At 63.0% G+C, this 14785-nt stretch carries 14 protein-coding genes; 4 read left to right on the forward strand and 10 right to left on the reverse strand.

What is annotated here, in order from left to right; genetic code table 11:
- The first annotated feature begins 9 nt into the window (after positions 1 to 9).
- Positions 10 to 1026, forward strand: a complete 1017-nt coding sequence (gene bmt / locus BLU35_RS22835; protein ID WP_058323199.1) for a betaine--homocysteine S-methyltransferase — start codon at positions 10 to 12, stop codon at positions 1024 to 1026.
- Between the two features lie 103 nt (positions 1027 to 1129).
- On the opposite strand, the gene BLU35_RS22840 is transcribed toward bmt, so the two are convergent.
- From BLU35_RS22840 to BLU35_RS22850, 3 genes are all read right to left on the reverse strand, one after another.
- Positions 1130 to 3100: an acyltransferase family protein gene (locus BLU35_RS22840; protein ID WP_093234611.1), complete on the reverse strand. Its 1971-nt coding sequence runs from the start codon at positions 3098 to 3100 to the stop codon at positions 1130 to 1132.
- A 176-nt stretch (positions 3101 to 3276) separates the two neighbouring features.
- Positions 3277 to 4422, reverse strand: a complete 1146-nt coding sequence (locus BLU35_RS22845) for an aminotransferase class I/II-fold pyridoxal phosphate-dependent enzyme (protein WP_058323201.1) — start codon at positions 4420 to 4422, stop codon at positions 3277 to 3279.
- A 106-nt stretch (positions 4423 to 4528) separates the two neighbouring features.
- Positions 4529 to 5164 carry a helix-turn-helix transcriptional regulator gene (locus BLU35_RS22850; RefSeq protein ID WP_093234612.1) on the reverse strand — a complete coding sequence of 212 codons (636 nt, stop codon included), beginning with the start codon at positions 5162 to 5164 and terminating at the stop codon, positions 4529 to 4531.
- A 241-nt stretch (positions 5165 to 5405) separates the two neighbouring features.
- Between BLU35_RS22850 and BLU35_RS22855 the strand changes: the two genes are divergently transcribed.
- Positions 5406 to 5753 carry a hypothetical protein gene (locus BLU35_RS22855; RefSeq protein WP_058323203.1) on the forward strand — a complete coding sequence of 116 codons (348 nt, stop codon included), beginning with the start codon at positions 5406 to 5408 and terminating at the stop codon, positions 5751 to 5753.
- A gap of 334 nt (positions 5754 to 6087) precedes the next feature.
- On the opposite strand, the gene BLU35_RS22860 is transcribed toward BLU35_RS22855, so the two are convergent.
- From BLU35_RS22860 to BLU35_RS22885, 6 genes are all read right to left on the reverse strand, one after another.
- A complete protein-coding gene (locus tag BLU35_RS22860) occupies positions 6088 to 8127 on the reverse strand; it encodes a vWA domain-containing protein (RefSeq protein ID WP_162730500.1) in 2040 nt (679 codons plus the stop codon).
- Complete coding sequence (locus BLU35_RS22865; protein ID WP_093234613.1) at positions 8124 to 8651, reverse strand: RNA polymerase sigma factor; 528 nt, start codon at positions 8649 to 8651, stop codon at positions 8124 to 8126. Before BLU35_RS22865 ends, BLU35_RS22860 begins: the two co-directional genes overlap by 4 nt.
- 136 nt (positions 8652 to 8787) lie before the next feature.
- On the reverse strand, positions 8788 to 9537 hold the full coding sequence (locus BLU35_RS22870; RefSeq protein WP_058323215.1) for a phosphodiester glycosidase family protein: 750 nt from the start codon (positions 9535 to 9537) through the stop codon (positions 8788 to 8790).
- A gap of 84 nt (positions 9538 to 9621) precedes the next feature.
- The gene (locus BLU35_RS22875) at positions 9622 to 10173 is read right to left on the reverse strand and encodes a hypothetical protein (RefSeq protein WP_143032968.1); all 552 of its coding nucleotides are present in this window, start codon (positions 10171 to 10173) and stop codon (positions 9622 to 9624) included.
- 238 nt (positions 10174 to 10411) lie between these two features.
- Positions 10412 to 11113: a 4Fe-4S dicluster domain-containing protein gene (locus BLU35_RS22880; protein ID WP_093234615.1), complete on the reverse strand. Its 702-nt coding sequence runs from the start codon at positions 11111 to 11113 to the stop codon at positions 10412 to 10414.
- Positions 11114 to 11220: 107 nt separating this feature from the next.
- Complete coding sequence (locus BLU35_RS22885; protein WP_058323207.1) at positions 11221 to 12795, reverse strand: trimethylamine methyltransferase family protein; 1575 nt, start codon at positions 12793 to 12795, stop codon at positions 11221 to 11223.
- Between the two features lie 335 nt (positions 12796 to 13130).
- Between BLU35_RS22885 and BLU35_RS22890 the strand changes: the two genes are divergently transcribed.
- On the forward strand, positions 13131 to 13829 hold the full coding sequence (locus BLU35_RS22890) for a cobalamin B12-binding domain-containing protein (protein ID WP_057254147.1): 699 nt from the start codon (positions 13131 to 13133) through the stop codon (positions 13827 to 13829).
- Between the two features lie 120 nt (positions 13830 to 13949).
- On the opposite strand, the gene BLU35_RS22895 is transcribed toward BLU35_RS22890, so the two are convergent.
- Positions 13950 to 14108 carry an entericidin domain-containing protein gene (locus BLU35_RS22895; RefSeq protein ID WP_057254143.1) on the reverse strand — a complete coding sequence of 53 codons (159 nt, stop codon included), beginning with the start codon at positions 14106 to 14108 and terminating at the stop codon, positions 13950 to 13952.
- Between the two features lie 39 nt (positions 14109 to 14147).
- Between BLU35_RS22895 and BLU35_RS22900 the strand changes: the two genes are divergently transcribed.
- Positions 14148 to 14768, forward strand: a complete 621-nt coding sequence (locus BLU35_RS22900) for a DUF1638 domain-containing protein (protein WP_093234616.1) — start codon at positions 14148 to 14150, stop codon at positions 14766 to 14768.
- Positions 14769 to 14785 lie beyond the last annotated feature (17 nt).

Consider the following 14785-nt stretch of genomic DNA (forward strand, 5'->3'; position numbering starts at 1 on the left):
GAAAAACCGATGACCGCAGCATCCAATGTCCTCTCCTCTCTCCTCGCCGAAAAAGGCATTCTTCTCGCCGACGGCGCCACCGGCACGTCGCTCTTCGCCATGGGCCTGGAGGCCGGCGAAGCGCCGGAACTCTGGAACGAGAGCAAGCCGGAGAACATCACCAAGCTGCATCAGGATTTCGTCGACGCCGGCGCCGACATCATCCTCACCAACACCTTCGGCGGCACCCGCCATCGCCTGAAACTGCACCAGGCGGACGACCGCGTGCATGCGCTGAACAAGCGCGCCGCCGAGATCGCCCGCGCCGTTGCCGACAAGGCACCGCGCAAGGTCATCACGGCCGGCTCCGTCGGCCCGACCGGCGAACTGCTGATTCCGCTCGGCGCGCTTTCCTATGAGGACGCGGTTGTCGCCTTCATCGAGCAGATCGAAGGCCTGAAGGCCGGAGGCGCCGAAGTCGCCTGGATCGAAACCATGTCCTCGCCGGACGAAATCCGCGCCGCCGCCGAAGCCGCTGCCAAGGTGGGCCTGCCCTACGTCTATACCGGCTCCTTCGACACCGCCGGCAAGACGATGATGGGCCTGCATCCGAAGGATATCCACGGTGTCGTCAGCGATCTCGGCAACGGGCCCGTGGCCGTGGGCGCCAATTGCGGCGTCGGCGCTTCGGACATCCTTTCCTCGCTGCTCGACATGACCGAAGCCGCCCCTGAGGCGACCGTGATCGTCAAGGGCAATTGCGGCATTCCGGAATTCCGCGGTTCCGAGATCCACTATTCCGGCACGCCGCCGCTGATGGCCGAATATGTACGGCTTGCGGCCGATGCCGGCGCCAAGATCATCGGCGGCTGCTGCGGCACCACCTGCGACCACCTCGCCGCCATGCGCGTGGCGCTGGACGAGCATGTGCGCCGCGAGCGCCCGACGCTGGAGCTGATCATCGAAAAGATCGGCCCCATGCGCAACAAGACCGCCAACGAAACGGCAGCCGCGCCGGCCCGCGAGCGTCGCAGCCGTCGCGCCTGATCTGAGCGACAAGCCAAATCAAAAGCAAACGCCCCGGCATCGCATGATCCGGGGCGTCTGTTTTTGGAGATTGATGGACAGCGCCCGGTAGTGGCACACGCCGTTAAAGATCGGCGCTCCCGAAGAGCGGCAGGCCACCAGGCTCACGCCAGGAAAGAGCATCGCGCTCCGCCGCCTGGATGAAGGAGCGGTAGAAGTCGAAGGCACGGACCATCTGGCGTGACCCTTGCGCGGAGAAATGCCCGAAGTCCTCGAAGAGCGAGACGCCCTTGTCCTCGACCTTGCAGCTATCCGCATCGCAGAGATAGTTCATGAAGCTGACGACCGGATATTCGTCGGCGATATCGGCGACCACCTTCAGCACGTCCTGATCATACTTGCGCACGTCCTTCAGCGCCGGCTCGCAGCGCTGATCCGGTTCGCCGAGCAGCCGTGCCCTCGCCACGCAGAGCCCCGTGTCGCGGCCGTCATGCGGCGTCGGCGCCACGAAGACGGCTTCGAAGCCGTTGGCCTCCAGCCAGGCGAGCGTCGTCCGCAGGCCATCGCTGAGGAGGCTCACTTCCGACGGCATTTCCTTGCGGCCGTCGACGAGCACCTTCTCTTGCTGCAGATACTGGCTGAGTTGCGAGGACAGAACGACGTAGCGGATCGACCGGTTGGCGAGCAGAAAGCGGCGGACGTCGTCGTTGTAGCGCGCGCAGTCCTGCGGCCAGTTGCGACCGAGCCGGGGAACGACGGGCGCCAGGTTCAGGAACGGACCGCAATTGTTCTTGGCAAGCTGCACCAGCCGCACGTCCGGCTTCGAGGCGATGACGCCATCGACGAGATGGCGAGCAAAGGAATCGCCCCAGACCGCGACTTCCGGCTTCGGGCTGGTGGCGCATGTGAGATCGGCAACCGCATCGCATTTCTTGCCGAGACCGACGCTCGGCTGTGTCAACTGCGCGAGCTCGCCGTTCCGGGCAACCAGTCCGTCCGAACCATCGAAGCCGAAGCCGAGTGCGATCGCCGCCGATCCGGCGGCAAGCGTTGCGCCGAAGACCGCGCCGCGCCCGAAGCGCTTGGGATTGCGGAAGGGCTGCTCGACAAAACGCCAGCTGAGATAGGCGAGCGCGAAACACAGCACGATCAAGAGTGCATAGCCCTCGGCCGGGATGCCGTCGATCGCCCTCAGCCGCGCGAAGGCGAAGACCGGCTGGTGCCAGAGGTAAAGGCTGTAGCTGATGAGGCCGATCGCGACCAGCGGCTTCAGCGACAGCAGCCGGCCGACGGCCGTGTCGCCGTGCGCAAAGGCAAGAACCAGCGCCGTTCCGAGCACCACGGGCACCGTCGTAAAGCCGGGATAGAAGGCCGATTCCGGCACGAAGAGGTAGCTCGCGATGATCGCGGCCAGGCCGAGGCCCGAGAGCAGTTCGCGGCGGCCTTTTGCCAGATCGAGCCTCGCGGCGCCCATAAGCGCCAGGGCCGCACCGATGCCAAGCTCCCAGAAACGGCTGGGCAGAAGATAGAAATTCGCGGCCGGATCGACCCGCGCCAGGAGCTGCGTCATCGCAAAACTCAAGGCGACGAGTGCCAGCACGACCTTCAGCGTCGTTGCCGCAGACACACGGCGCAGCACAAGCAGGAGCAGCGGAAAGACGAGATAGAACTGCTCCTCGACCGCCAGCGACCAGGTGTGCAGCAGCGGCATCAGATCGGTGCTCGGCTCGAAATATCCCGTCTGATCCCAGAACAGGAAATTCGAGGCGAAGAAATTCACGGCATAAAGGCTCTTGCCAAACGTGTTGAGCTCCTGCGGCAGCATCCACAGAAGCGCGAAAGGAATCGAAACGGCACAAACCAGCAGGAGCGCGGGCGCGAGCCGGCGGGCCCGCCGCTCGTAAAAGCGGACGATGCTGAAGCTCCCGTCGTGGATTTCGCTATGAATGATCGAGGTGATCAGAAAGCCGCTAATGACGAAGAAGACGTCGACGCCGGCAAAACCGCCGGCAACAAGGCCGAAACCGGCATGGAACAGGAGGACTGGCACCACGGCAAGCGCGCGCAGTCCATCGATTTCGGGTCTGTAATGCATCAGCAGGGGGAACACTCGGTGGCAGGGGCCGCTGGTTAACACGGCCCTAACGACAGGACCATTGCTGCCCGGTGTATATCCACATTCGCGCGATTTCTGGGCACGGCCGCCAACCGGCACCGCGGCGACCGAATGCCGCCGCGGGAAAGCACGAGATATCCTTCGGCTTGCGGGTGTCAGGCGGATGCACGAAGCCCGGTGAGATGCCGGCGCCAGGCATCGAGCCCGATCTCGATGTCCTTGCGGCCGAAACCGACACGGAAGCGATCGGTTGCGACCGGAAGAAGATCGGAAACGAAGAGGCTCGAAGGAAGGAGCAAGACGCCCGACTCCTCCACGAGACGCCGGCAATGGGTCTCGACACCGTCGGCGCCGAGATAGCGGGCAAATCCGACGCAGCCTCCGTCAGGTGCCCGCCATTCGTAGAGATCGGGAAACTCGGCGAAGAAGGTACCGAGCTTTTCGAGATTGGCAGCGACCAGCGCCCGGTTGCGATCGAGGATAACAGCGCGGGCCTTGAGCGCGATCGTCGCCAGCACTTCCGACGGTCGCGAATTGCAGATCGACAGGTAGTGCTTCATCTTCTCCATGCGCTCGAGCAGTGCGTGGTCGCGGCAGGCGATCCAGCCGATCCTGAGGCCCGGAAGCCCGTAGGCCTTGGACATGACGTTCAGCGAGATGCCGCGCTCGAAGCACTCGGCCGCCTGCGGCAGCCGAAGCGAGGGATCGCGTTCCAGGCCGCGATAGACCTCGTCACTGAAGAGATGGATGCCGCGCTCGGCGCAGAGCGCCACCAGAGCCCGGAACGTTTCCTGGTCGGCGATGGCGCCGGTCGGGTTGTTGGGGAAGTTGATGCAGATCAGCCGGGTATTGGGTCTCAAGGCAGCGCGCACGTCGGCGATATCGAGCCGCCAGTTGTTTTCCGGGCGGAGCGGCACACCGGTGACGGCACCGGCGATCGTTACCGGCAAAGTTTCCATCGACTGGTAGTTCGGGACCGTCACGATCGCATGGTCACCCGGCCCGAGCAGCGCCAGCATGGCGCAATAGAGCCCCTCCTCCGCGCCGGCGAAGCAGAGGATGTCTGCGGCCGAAAGGCCTTCATAGGTGGCAGCGATCGCCGCTCTCAACGCCGGCGCGCCATGGGTCTCGGTATAGCCGAGCGTCACGCTTTCCCAGGCGGCGCGGTCCTCGTCGTCGGCAAGTGCGAGCAGATCGCTCATGCTTATCGTCTGGCTGTCGCTCGCCGTCATGTGGTGGCGGGCATTGAACTCCCAGCGGGAGAAATGGGTTTCGAGGCGGAAATCGGGCAAGGTCGTCATGGAAGTCTCCTCCTCTCGGCGCCCGGCGGCGCGCGAAACGGTTGCAGATCAGGCAACTACGGGGAGACGCGAAGCGGTCTCCGTCCGGAATTGCGCGTGTTTCAAATCAGGGTGCCTCGCCGCGTGCCGCAGCAAGATAATTGTAGATCGAGGCGCGGGAGGCGCCGATGAGGCTTGCCAGGTGATCGACGGCATTGCGCGTCTGGAACAGTCCGCGTCCATCGAGTGCTGCCACCAGCGCCACGCGATCGCCGCGCTTCAGGGCCGAAAGTGCCAGCCCCCGCTCCTTCAGCCAGCCATGCAGCGTCGCATTGATCTCCTCGCGCCAATCGCGCGCAAAGAGCGCCTGTGGCCTCGGCTGCTCGGCGCCGGCGAAAGCCGAAAGCAGCTTCACCGCCGAATCGATCATCGACATATCGAGATTGATGCAGAGCAGGCCGACCGCTTCGCCCGTGCCGTCACGCAGCACGGCGGAGATCGACTTGAAGCGCCGGCCATCCGTGCCGGTTTTTTCATAAGGACCGAGCACGGCGTCGGCGCTGCCGACCGCGGCGAACTCTTCCTCGATCAGCGAATCTTCGCCGACCGCGCGCCCGGAAAAGCAGTTCCAGATCCCTGCAACCGTACCGGTCCTGAGATCGTGCAGCACGACTTCTCCATGCGGATAGAGCAAGGCGCTGATCGCAGCGGCCGTCGGCGCATGCGTGGCGAGGATGGAGGCGAAGGCGGGTGCAATGGTCATGCCCGCTTATTTCTGAATTTGGATTTATTGTCAATATTGGACGATTTGCTCAGGAGTGACATATGCGCTACAACTTGCGTACCGATAGCCGCTGGCCTATCCCCGATGACAGGAAGATTCGCTGCTCGCCTGTTCGTACCGGAAACGGACGAAAACATGCAGCAATTCAACGTGCTACAGCGACCCCATGCGCGCCTCACAAGACGCGCCGCGCGGTCGGAAACGCAGACGGGAGACTTACATGAACGCCGGCCCAGCCTCCTTTCCCGACCGGGATACGGTCGCCGAGAAGCTTGGGGCTTTCGCCGAAGCAGACCAGTCCTTCCTGCGCCTGCTGATGGAAAACCCCGAGCAGGACGAGCGTCTGATGGATGGCCTTTATCGCCACCTCGACCTCGCCTCGGAGGCCAAGTTCCTGAACTCCCTGAAACTGGAAAAGCTCGGGCAATGGTTCGGCAACACGGCCCCAGCGCGCCTGCAGATGCGCCTGATGGAAGCCGGCCGCTCCAGCCAGCACGCCGCCTACCAGGCGTTCAAGGCCGGGCTTTCGAAGGCCGGCGGTCTGGACCGCGCTTTTCCGAAGGCGTGAAACGACAGCCCCTCCTCGATGTGAGCCCGTCCGTCGTGGGGGGCGATAGTGCAAGCTCCAAACCTCTACGCCCTCATTCCTGTGCTTGTCACAGGAATGAGGGCGGATGAGGCCGCCAATCGCCCCTCACCCTAACCCCGCAGGCGGGGAGAGCGACGGCTACGTCTCCACTTGTCCTCGATCTCCAGGGCAAGGCGCGAATGGGCCGCTGTGGGTATGAGCGGGTGCCATGCATTTCCTTCTCCCCGCAGGCGGGGAGAAGGTGGCGGCAGCCGGATGAGGGGCCTCCCTCACCGTGTGGATGAGGGGCGAGCCCACTCAAACCGAGCCACCTTCAATTGCGCGAACCACCGAGCCCCTTCGCCAGCCGCACCAGGTTGACGAACTCGCCGCGATAGCCGAACGGGTCGGCGCCCTTGGCAGCGGTGGCAAGGTCGATGACTGAGTCATAGGAATAGTCAGCGAGGGCCGTTACGCCCGCGAGCTTCTGCCCGAAGGCCGCAACCGCGACGGAGAAGCGAACGTCGTTGGGCGCCTCAGCGAGCGCCGGCACTGCATTGGCCTCGGTCACCGGCGTGGTGATCAGTTCGCTTTTGTCGCCGTCAGGCTTCTTGTAGCGGATCTTCAGGAAGGCGAGCTCGCCGCCATGCGGGCTTGCTTCTGCCGCCGGCTTCTGTGCCTCCGCATAGCGCAGGTCGTCGTTCAGCACCGCGGGGCTGCCCGTCGGCGTCACCTCGTAGATCGCCGTCACGCTATGGCCGGAGCCGATGTCACCGGCGTCCACCTTGTCGTTGTTGAAGTCTTCACGCTTCAAGGCGCGCGTCTCGTAGCCGATCAGCCGGTATTCGGCGATCGCCGCCGGGTTGAACTCCACCTGCAGCTTGACGTCCTTGGCGATCGGGAAGAGCGACGAGCCTGCCTCCTCCACTAGCGTCTTCTGCGCTTCGGCGAGCGTGTCGATATAGGCGGCCGTGCCGTTGCCGTTCTGGGCGATCGTCTGCATCAGCGCGTCGTTGTAGTTGCCGCGGCCGAAGCCGAGCACCGAGAGGAAGATGCCGCTCTTGCGCTTGTCTTCGATCAGCCGCTTCAGATCCTCGTCGCTCGACGGGCCGACGTTGAAATCGCCATCGGTCGCCAGCATGACGCGGTTGACCCCGCCCTTGACGAAGGCCTTTTCGGCGAGCGCATAGGCCGCATCGATACCTTCGGCGCCGGCGGTCGAACCACCCGGCTGCAATGTATCGATCGCGGCAAGGATCTTCGCCTTGTCCTTCACCGCGGTCGGCTCCAGCACCGTCCCGGCATTGCCGGCATAGGTGACGATCGACACCGTATCCTCGGGCTTCAATCTCTCGACGAGCAGCCGGAAGGCGCTCTTCAACAATGGCAGCTTGTCCGGCTCGTCCATGGAGCCGGAGACGTCGATCAGGAAAACGAGGTTTGCCTTCAGCGCTTGCGCTGGCACGACGTCGTAGCCCTTGATCGCCACATGCATCAGCCGTGTGCCGCCGTTCCACGGCGTCGGGGTCACCGTCACCGTCGCCTTGAACGGCTCGGCGGCGGTTTCCGGGCGCGGCCAATCATAGGGGAAGTAATTGACCATCTCCTCGACCCGCACGGCGTCACGCTCCGGCATCTGCCCTTCCATCAGCGAGCGGCGCACGAAGGCGTAGGACGCGGTGTCGACATCAACCGAGAAGGTGGAGACCGGCTCGGTCAGAACGCTTTTGACCGGATTGCTGTCGGCCTTGCCGAAGCGCTCGCGGTTTTCCGGCGGTGCGATCAGGCTCTCCTCTTGGGCGATCGGCGCAGGCTGATAGGTCATCTGCGGCTGCATGCCACCGACGGCCGACAGCGGGGCGGCGCTGTCGCGCGCAACGCCGTTGGCCATTGCATCCGCAGCGGGCGCTGCGGCCTCGCTCTCCACCGCTGCGCTGGCGGGCGCCTCCAGGGTTTTTGCCTCCCGCTGGCGCGCGAGTTCATCTGTGGCCGCCTTTTTGGCCGCCATCTGCGGCTCGGGCCTTTGCCTTTGCACTTCCTTCTTCGCCTCGTCCTTCAGCGCGATCTCCTGCCCGCTCTCGCCGAGCGCACCGTTGCGCGTCAGTTCTAGCGTCAGAAAGGCTGCGGCAGGCACGACGAGAAGTGTGGCGAGTGCCGATCCGGCAAGCAGTTTCCGGTTCATGATGGGGCTCCATATCCGGTTGAAGATGGAGCTTTGACGAACCGGCTGGACCGATCCTTGGGTGGCAGTCGAATTTTCTTGCCGCTCGTCGAAGGCCTGCATGGCGGCAGTGAGCGCGCGGGCGCGCGCTTCCGCAGAAGCCTTCGGCGGCGTAAGCCGGCCAAGCTTTTCGAAATCGTCGCTCATGGTCACACCGCCTCCTTGCCAAGCAATGTCTTCAGCCGCTTGCGCGCCTCATGCACATGCCAGGATATGGTTGCTTCCGAGCAGCCGAGCACGTCGGCCGCTGCCGCGTGGCTGAGCCCCTCGGCATAAACGAGCAGCACCGCGTCGCACTGCTTTTCCGGCAGGTCGCGTACCGCCGCCCACAGCGCCTCGCGCTGCGCCTCATCGGGATCCTCGGGCGGAGCGATCGTCGCCTGCTCGCTGGCATAGGCCTGCATGCGCCGGTCATCGCGCGCCTGCCGTCTCTTGTGATCGCGGGCGCCATTCAAAGTCAGCGTGTAAAGCCAGGTGCGAAACCGGCTGGTGCCGCGAAAACCGCGGATCGCAGCGCCTAAGCGCAGGCAGACATCCTGGGCAATATCCTCGGCATCCGACGCGTTGCCGGACCAGCGCCAGGCGACCGCATGGACAAAATCATAGTGTCGTTCGACCAGCTCACCAAAAGCCTGCCGGTCTCCACCTACCGCCTTTTCGACGAGTTCAGCGTCCAAATCCGTGCCCGCCCTCACCTCATTTGAACCTTAGACGTTGCAGGCTGCCCGTTCCTTGGGTGGAAGACATATTTTTTCGAACGGGATGAGAAAAAGTGTGTGCGGTTTTCCGCCCGCATCCCGCGTCCAGAGAAAATCAGCGCGGAAATTTCCCGACGACGGCGATCATCGGCCCCATCGGAAACAGCCGGTCGTGACGATCGATCTCGGGCGCGTAGACGCTGGAAATCGTACCGTCGAGGAAAAGCGCATTGGGGCAATCAAGCGTGTCACGAAAGAGCGTCGCGAAATCGTGGAAACGCACTGGACGCTTCGAGATGACGAAGACAACCTCGCCATTCTCCGTCACGCCGACGCCGTTGCGGGTCTTTAGACTGGTGCTATCGGGCAGGAAACGCGGATGCAGCTTGCCGTCGATCACCAGCATCGGGCCCGACTGCGTGGCAAAGCGCGGGGCGATCTTGGCGTCGCGATAGGCGTCCGCCGCCATCACGCCCGCCTTGTCGTCATCGACGTAGAACACTCCGTTCGGCAGCAGATGGAAATTGCCCCAGCCGGTATTGGTGTTGAGCGGCGCCTGCTCGCGCCCCTCTTCGATATGCAGGCCGACAGGCGACAGGTCGTCGTGATACATGCCGCCGTTCATGGCGAAGGCCATGTACTCGTCACGGTGGCGCAGTTCGAGCGACAGCGCCCGGAAGGAGCGAAAAGGCACGCCCGCCTGGTCCTTGTTGTAGAGCCGGATGTCGCTTGTCGCCGGATTGAACGAACAGGCGAGATAGTCCTGTCCGAGATGGCTGACGTCGCGGCAGGCGCCAGCAGCAGGCCCGGCAAGGCCAGCCGACAGAACGGCACCGACGAGAAAAGGCTTTGGGAAAAGCGGCATGGCAAAAGGTCCAATCGAATCAGACGTCAAGCATGACGGAGATTGCGGCGGTTCTGGCGCAACGCCAACGACAAGCATCCGCCCTCAGCCGGCGGCGATCAGCCCCATGGCAATCACAAGTCCATAACTCCCGGCCGCAGCCGCCAGCCCGAAGATCACGCAGAGGCAGGCAAAGCCGCCGACGCCAGCAAGCACATAGGATTTGGGATCGCGGTTCAGCACATCCTGCGACAGCGAAAGCAGCAGGCGCTTTTCCCTGAGCGTCGTTGCGAGTTTCACCGCATGGCGCTTCGCTTCCTTCTGCACCTCGCCGAAATTGTTGCCAATCGCCAGGAAAGTGAGGAACAGGCCAAGGGCGCTGACGGTCAGTGCGAATTTCCGGAGTAGGTCGATGGCATCGGGAAGGAAACCGCCCGAAAACACCGAACGGTCCACCAGCGCATCGAAGCCGGTGATGCAGGCGGCAATGACGGCGGCATGGCCGGCGCCGATCGCCAGCAGGCGCTTGAAGGCTTCATCGAGGACCTGGCTGTTTGCGGCGTGGATGCTGTTAAGGCGAGAGATCTGCGCTTCCACCTCCTCACGCGAAAGGTGCGGAGGATAGTTACTCACGGATACGACTGGGCTACCTCTCATACGATGGACTCCAACGCCACGCCGTCCAGATCGGTGTAAATTCGATAATATTATCTTTCCAAGACATCTCCAATTTTAGTCATTTTGGAGATTTGCACCATCTTTGCAGACAAGGAGGTCAGCCGGGCGGCCGAGACCACAGCGATTTTGGGGCGCCGACCCCAGTCATAAAGGTGATCGATTCTCGTAAGTTAGAGCGTGATGCAGAGGAAAACTGCGGACCCACCGGGATCAAGCTTTAGAGGCTAAGCGCTGCCATATGGAAGCGAAGCTGTTCCTGACGATAGCGATAGTCACTCCCGACAGGACAGGCATCGCGCGAAAGACAGCCTGCCGACAGGCAACCCCTGGCCGCTTCGCTGCGCAGATGCCCGCGGCAGAGGCCGACATCGAAGCGCTCTTCGACAAGCGCATTTGCTGGACAGGCTGACATGCAGGGCTTTGCGGCACAACGATCGCAAGGGTGCTGCGCCGCCCGCTCGCCGGTTTCGGGAAACGGCCTGTCGAAAGCAAGGGCGCCACGATAACCGTGCCAGAGCCCGTAACGCGGATGGATGAGGATGCCGAGCGGCGAAGGTTGCAGGCCCTCTGCCCGCATCGCCCATTGCTGGAAGGGCTGCCACGGCGGATCGGATGGGAAATAGGCAGTCGCCCCGCAGGCTGCGGCAACCGGCCCTATCACCACCTTCGACCAGGTGTCGAGCGGATCGGCACCGCCACGATCCGGCAGGCCCTCCCGCCAGGCATTGAAGGCCTGCCACAGCGAGCCGCCGATATTGCCGATCAGCAGCACGCTTGCCGCCGGTCGCCCATCGGCCAGCAGCGGTGCTGCCTCTGCGGAAGAGAAGTTCAGCGTTCCGCGCAAAAAAAGTCCGTGCGGCGCCAGCGCCGCACGGACTATCTCGACAATCTTGTCCGCTGTCGCGGAAGGCGCCGTCATTTCGGTTTCGGCCCCTGGTGTTCGTAATGCGGGCGCCAGACCTCCTTCTGGATCATGTCGGCCACCTGCGCCGCGCCGCCTTGCTCCCTGGCTCGCTCGGGACCCTTTCAGGTGAAAGCGTCCGGCATCGAATTCTTGCGCTGGTCGATAAAGGCCTTGAGCTTTTCGTCGATCGCGGGATCGAGGTAAGGCGCTTCGTAGTGTTCCAGCCAGCTGCGGGCGAGCGCATTGGCGCGCTGCTCGATGCGCTTTTCGCCTTCCACTTCCCACTGCTCGAAGGAATTGTTGTCGGCGAGCGGCGAGCGATAGAAAGCCGTCTGGAAGTTGGCCTGGGTATGGGCGCAGCCGAGATAATGGCTGCCCGGGCCGACTTCGCGGATTGCGTCCAGCGCCTGGGCTTCTTCCGAGAGATCGATGCCCTCGGCCATCTTCTGCATCATGCCGAGCTGGTCCTGGTCGATCATGAACTTCTCGTAGGACGAGACGAGACCGCCTTCGAGCCAGCCGGCCGCATGCAGCACGAAGTTGGTGCCGGCAAGCAGCGTCATGTTAAGCGTGCTGGCCGATTCGTGCGCTGCCTGTGCATCCGGAACCTTGGAGCCGCAGAGCGAGCCGCCGGTACGGAACGGCAGCTTCAGGCGACGCGCGAGCTGGGCAGCACCGTAGGAAACCAGCGACGGCTCCGGCGTGCCGAAGGTCGGTGCGCCCGACTGCATCGAGATCGAGGCCGCGAACGTACCGAACAGAACCGGCGCGCCCTTGCGGATCAGCTGGGTGAAGGAGGCGCCGGCGAGAACTTCGGCAAGGATCTGCGTCAGCGTGCCGGCAACCGTCACCGGGCTCATGGCGCCCGACAGGATGAACGGCGAAAGGACGCAGGCCTGGTTGTGGCGGGCATAGACCTTCAGCGCGCCGACCATGGTCTCGTCGAAGACCATCGGCGAGTTGGCGTTGATCAGGTTCAGCGTGACGCAATTGTTTTCGACGAACTCATCGCCGAAGACGATCTTCGCCATGGCGATCGTGTCTTCCGCGCGCTCCGGCGCCGTGACCGAGCCCATGAAGGGTTTGTCGGAATATTTGATATGGCTGTAGACCATATCGAGATGGCGCTTGTTGACCGGGATATCGACCGGCTCGCAGACCGTGCCGCCCGACGAATGTATCGACGGCGCCATATAGGCGAGCTTCACGAAATTGCGGAAATCCTCGATCGTCGCATAGCGGCGGTTGCCCTCGAGATCGCGCACGAAGGGCGGGCCGTAAACCGGCGCGAAGATCGTCGCCTTGCCGCCGACCTGGGCGCTACGCTCCGGATTGCGGGCATGCCAGGTGAATTCTGAAGGCGCCGTCTTCAGGAGTTCGCGGCAGAGCCCCTTGGGAAAATGCACGCGCTGGCCGCGCACATCGGCACCGGCCTCTTTCCACAGTTCGAGCGCTTCCGCGTCGTCGCGGAACTCGATGCCGATTTCCTCCAGGATCGTGTCGGCATTGCGCTCGATGAGCTGCAGACCTTCCTCGTCGAGGACCTCATATTCGCGAATCTTGCGTTGGATATAGGGCAGAGACGGTCCCGGACCGCCGCCGGTGCGCGACGCACGCCGTGCTGCCGCTCCCCGTCCCTCGCCACGCGAGCGGCGACCGCCGCCTTCACCCGCGCCCTGATCTGTCACGTCGCTCATTCGCTTTTCCTCTCCCGCGCATCACTTTTTGCGCCTTCAAGCATCAATTGGTCCTAATGCTACCAAGCATAGGGGGCCTTGCGGGTCTCAATGCGCCAAGGAGTGGCGCAACTCGAACACTACCGAGAAGCGACCACAGGACGCCAAAAACCGCGTGGCGCGAATATATTGTTTTTGTTAAGAATATGCAGGCGTCAAAAGAAGCTGCCCTCCCGTCGCTTTTTGTCATATGCGACGTCGCTTTCGAAAACAGATTTTTAGAAATCGAACGCTATGGATTGATGGACGCGCCCGGAATATTTGCGCGGCCGTGCCAGGAACCGAGGAACCCCAATATGGCAGACGATGAAATCATTCTCGAGGACCTTTCCGACGAAGAACTTGTGCAGCAGATGCACGACGACCTCTATGACGGTCTGAAGGAAGAAATCGAGGACGGGACCCACATCCTGCTCAAGCGCGGCTGGACGCCCTACGATGTCCTGACCCAGGCGCTGGTCGAAGGCATGCGCATCGTCGGCATCGACTTCCGCGACGGCATCCTGTTCGTGCCGGAAGTGCTTTTGTCGGCAAACGCCATGAAGGCCGGCATGACGATCCTGCGCCCGCTTCTCGCCGAAACCGGCGCGCCCAAGCTCGGCAAGATGGTGATCGGCACCGTTAAGGGCGACATTCACGACATCGGCAAGAACCTCGTCGGCATGATGATGGAAGGTGCCGGCTTCGACGTCGTCGACCTCGGCATCAACAACCCGGTCGAGAACTACCTCGAAGCGATCGAGCGCGAGCAGCCGGACATTCTCGGCATGTCGGCGCTTTTGACCACCACCATGCCCTATATGAAGGTCGTGATCGACACGCTGAAGGAAAAGGGACTGCGCGACGACTACGTCGTTCTCGTCGGCGGTGCGCCGCTGAACGAGGAATTCGGCAAGGCCGTCGGCGCCGACGCCTATTGCCGCGACGCGGCGATCGCCGTCGAAACCGCCAAGGACTTCATGAAGCGCAAGCACAACCGGCTGGCAGCTGGCTAAGCTCCGAAGGCCATGAAATGACGAAGCCGGCCGCAGGGGTGAAATCCGCGGCCGGCTTTCTTATGTCTGGCTGGTTCGGCGTGGGTGACGGAGGCCGTGCCCAGTCGTTCGCCGTCAGGCTTAGTTGACGGAGTGTGCCACCTTCTTGCCGGCCGACTGTGTCGCGTTGACCGTGTTTGCAGTATCCTGCCCGATGCCGCGGATGGTGTTGCCGCAGGCGGTGAGCGTTGACAGGGCGACGAGAACGGCGCCGACGGTTGCAAGGGTCTTTACTGTCATGGTCAGGTTCCTTCCCGCTTATAGCCACATGGAATCAAGATGGAAAAAATATCGTCGGCAATAGAACGTGCACAACCGAAAAAAGTTCACGTGATCGGTTGTGGCGCCATCGCGCGCGAAATCCTGGCGATCTGCGAGGCAAACGGGCTCGCCCATATCGACCTCAACTGTCTGCCCGCCATCTGGCACAACACCCCGGACAAGATCACCCCCGGCGTGCGCGATGCCATCGCCAAGGCGCGCGCCGAAGGCTCCGAGCGCATTTTCGTCGCCTATGCCGATTGCGGCACCGGCGGCCATCTCGACCGGTTGTGCGAAGAAGAAAAGGTCGAGCGCATCCCCGGCCCGCACTGTTACTCCTTCTTTGCCGGCAACGCGGATTTCGCCCGCCGCTGGGACGACGACATCACCGCCTTCTTCCTCACCGACTTCCTCGCCCGCCAGTTCGAAGCCTTCGTCATCGAGCCGCTCGGCCTTGATCGGCATCCGGAGCTGAGGGACATGTATTTCGGCCATTACCGCAAGCTGGTCTATCTCTCGCAGCAGGAGGACAAAGCCCTGCAGGAAAAGGCGAAGAAGGCCGCCGAAACGCTCGGGTTGGAATACGAATATCGCTTCACCGGTTACGGCGATCTGGCGACGTCGCTGATCAGCGCATGATGGAATGGCGGCCGAAG

Source organism: Sinorhizobium sp. NFACC03, assembly GCF_900103435.1.
Lineage (GTDB): Bacteria > Pseudomonadota > Alphaproteobacteria > Rhizobiales > Rhizobiaceae > Ensifer.

Bases quoted from the DNA above. Each gene is read 5' to 3' on its own strand.
- bmt (WP_058323199.1), top strand. From the start codon at position 10: ATGACCGCAGCATCCAATGTCCTCTCCTCTCTCCTCGCCGAAAAAGGC.
- BLU35_RS22840 (WP_093234611.1), bottom strand. From the start codon at position 3,100: ATGCATTACAGACCCGAAATCGATGGACTGCGCGCGCTTGCCGTGGTG.
- BLU35_RS22845 (WP_058323201.1), bottom strand. From the start codon at position 4,422: ATGACGACCTTGCCCGATTTCCGCCTCGAAACCCATTTCTCCCGCTGG.
- BLU35_RS22850 (WP_093234612.1), bottom strand. From the start codon at position 5,164: ATGACCATTGCACCCGCCTTCGCCTCCATCCTCGCCACGCATGCGCCG.
- BLU35_RS22855 (WP_058323203.1), top strand. From the start codon at position 5,406: ATGAACGCCGGCCCAGCCTCCTTTCCCGACCGGGATACGGTCGCCGAG.
- BLU35_RS22870 (WP_058323215.1), bottom strand. From the start codon at position 9,537: ATGCCGCTTTTCCCAAAGCCTTTTCTCGTCGGTGCCGTTCTGTCGGCT.
- BLU35_RS22875 (WP_143032968.1), bottom strand. From the start codon at position 10,173: ATGAGAGGTAGCCCAGTCGTATCCGTGAGTAACTATCCTCCGCACCTT.
- BLU35_RS22880 (WP_093234615.1), bottom strand. From the start codon at position 11,113: ATGACGGCGCCTTCCGCGACAGCGGACAAGATTGTCGAGATAGTCCGT.
- BLU35_RS22885 (WP_058323207.1), bottom strand. From the start codon at position 12,795: ATGAGCGACGTGACAGATCAGGGCGCGGGTGAAGGCGGCGGTCGCCGC.
- BLU35_RS22890 (WP_057254147.1), top strand. From the start codon at position 13,131: ATGGCAGACGATGAAATCATTCTCGAGGACCTTTCCGACGAAGAACTT.
- BLU35_RS22895 (WP_057254143.1), bottom strand. From the start codon at position 14,108: ATGACAGTAAAGACCCTTGCAACCGTCGGCGCCGTTCTCGTCGCCCTG.
- BLU35_RS22900 (WP_093234616.1), top strand. From the start codon at position 14,148: ATGGAAAAAATATCGTCGGCAATAGAACGTGCACAACCGAAAAAAGTT.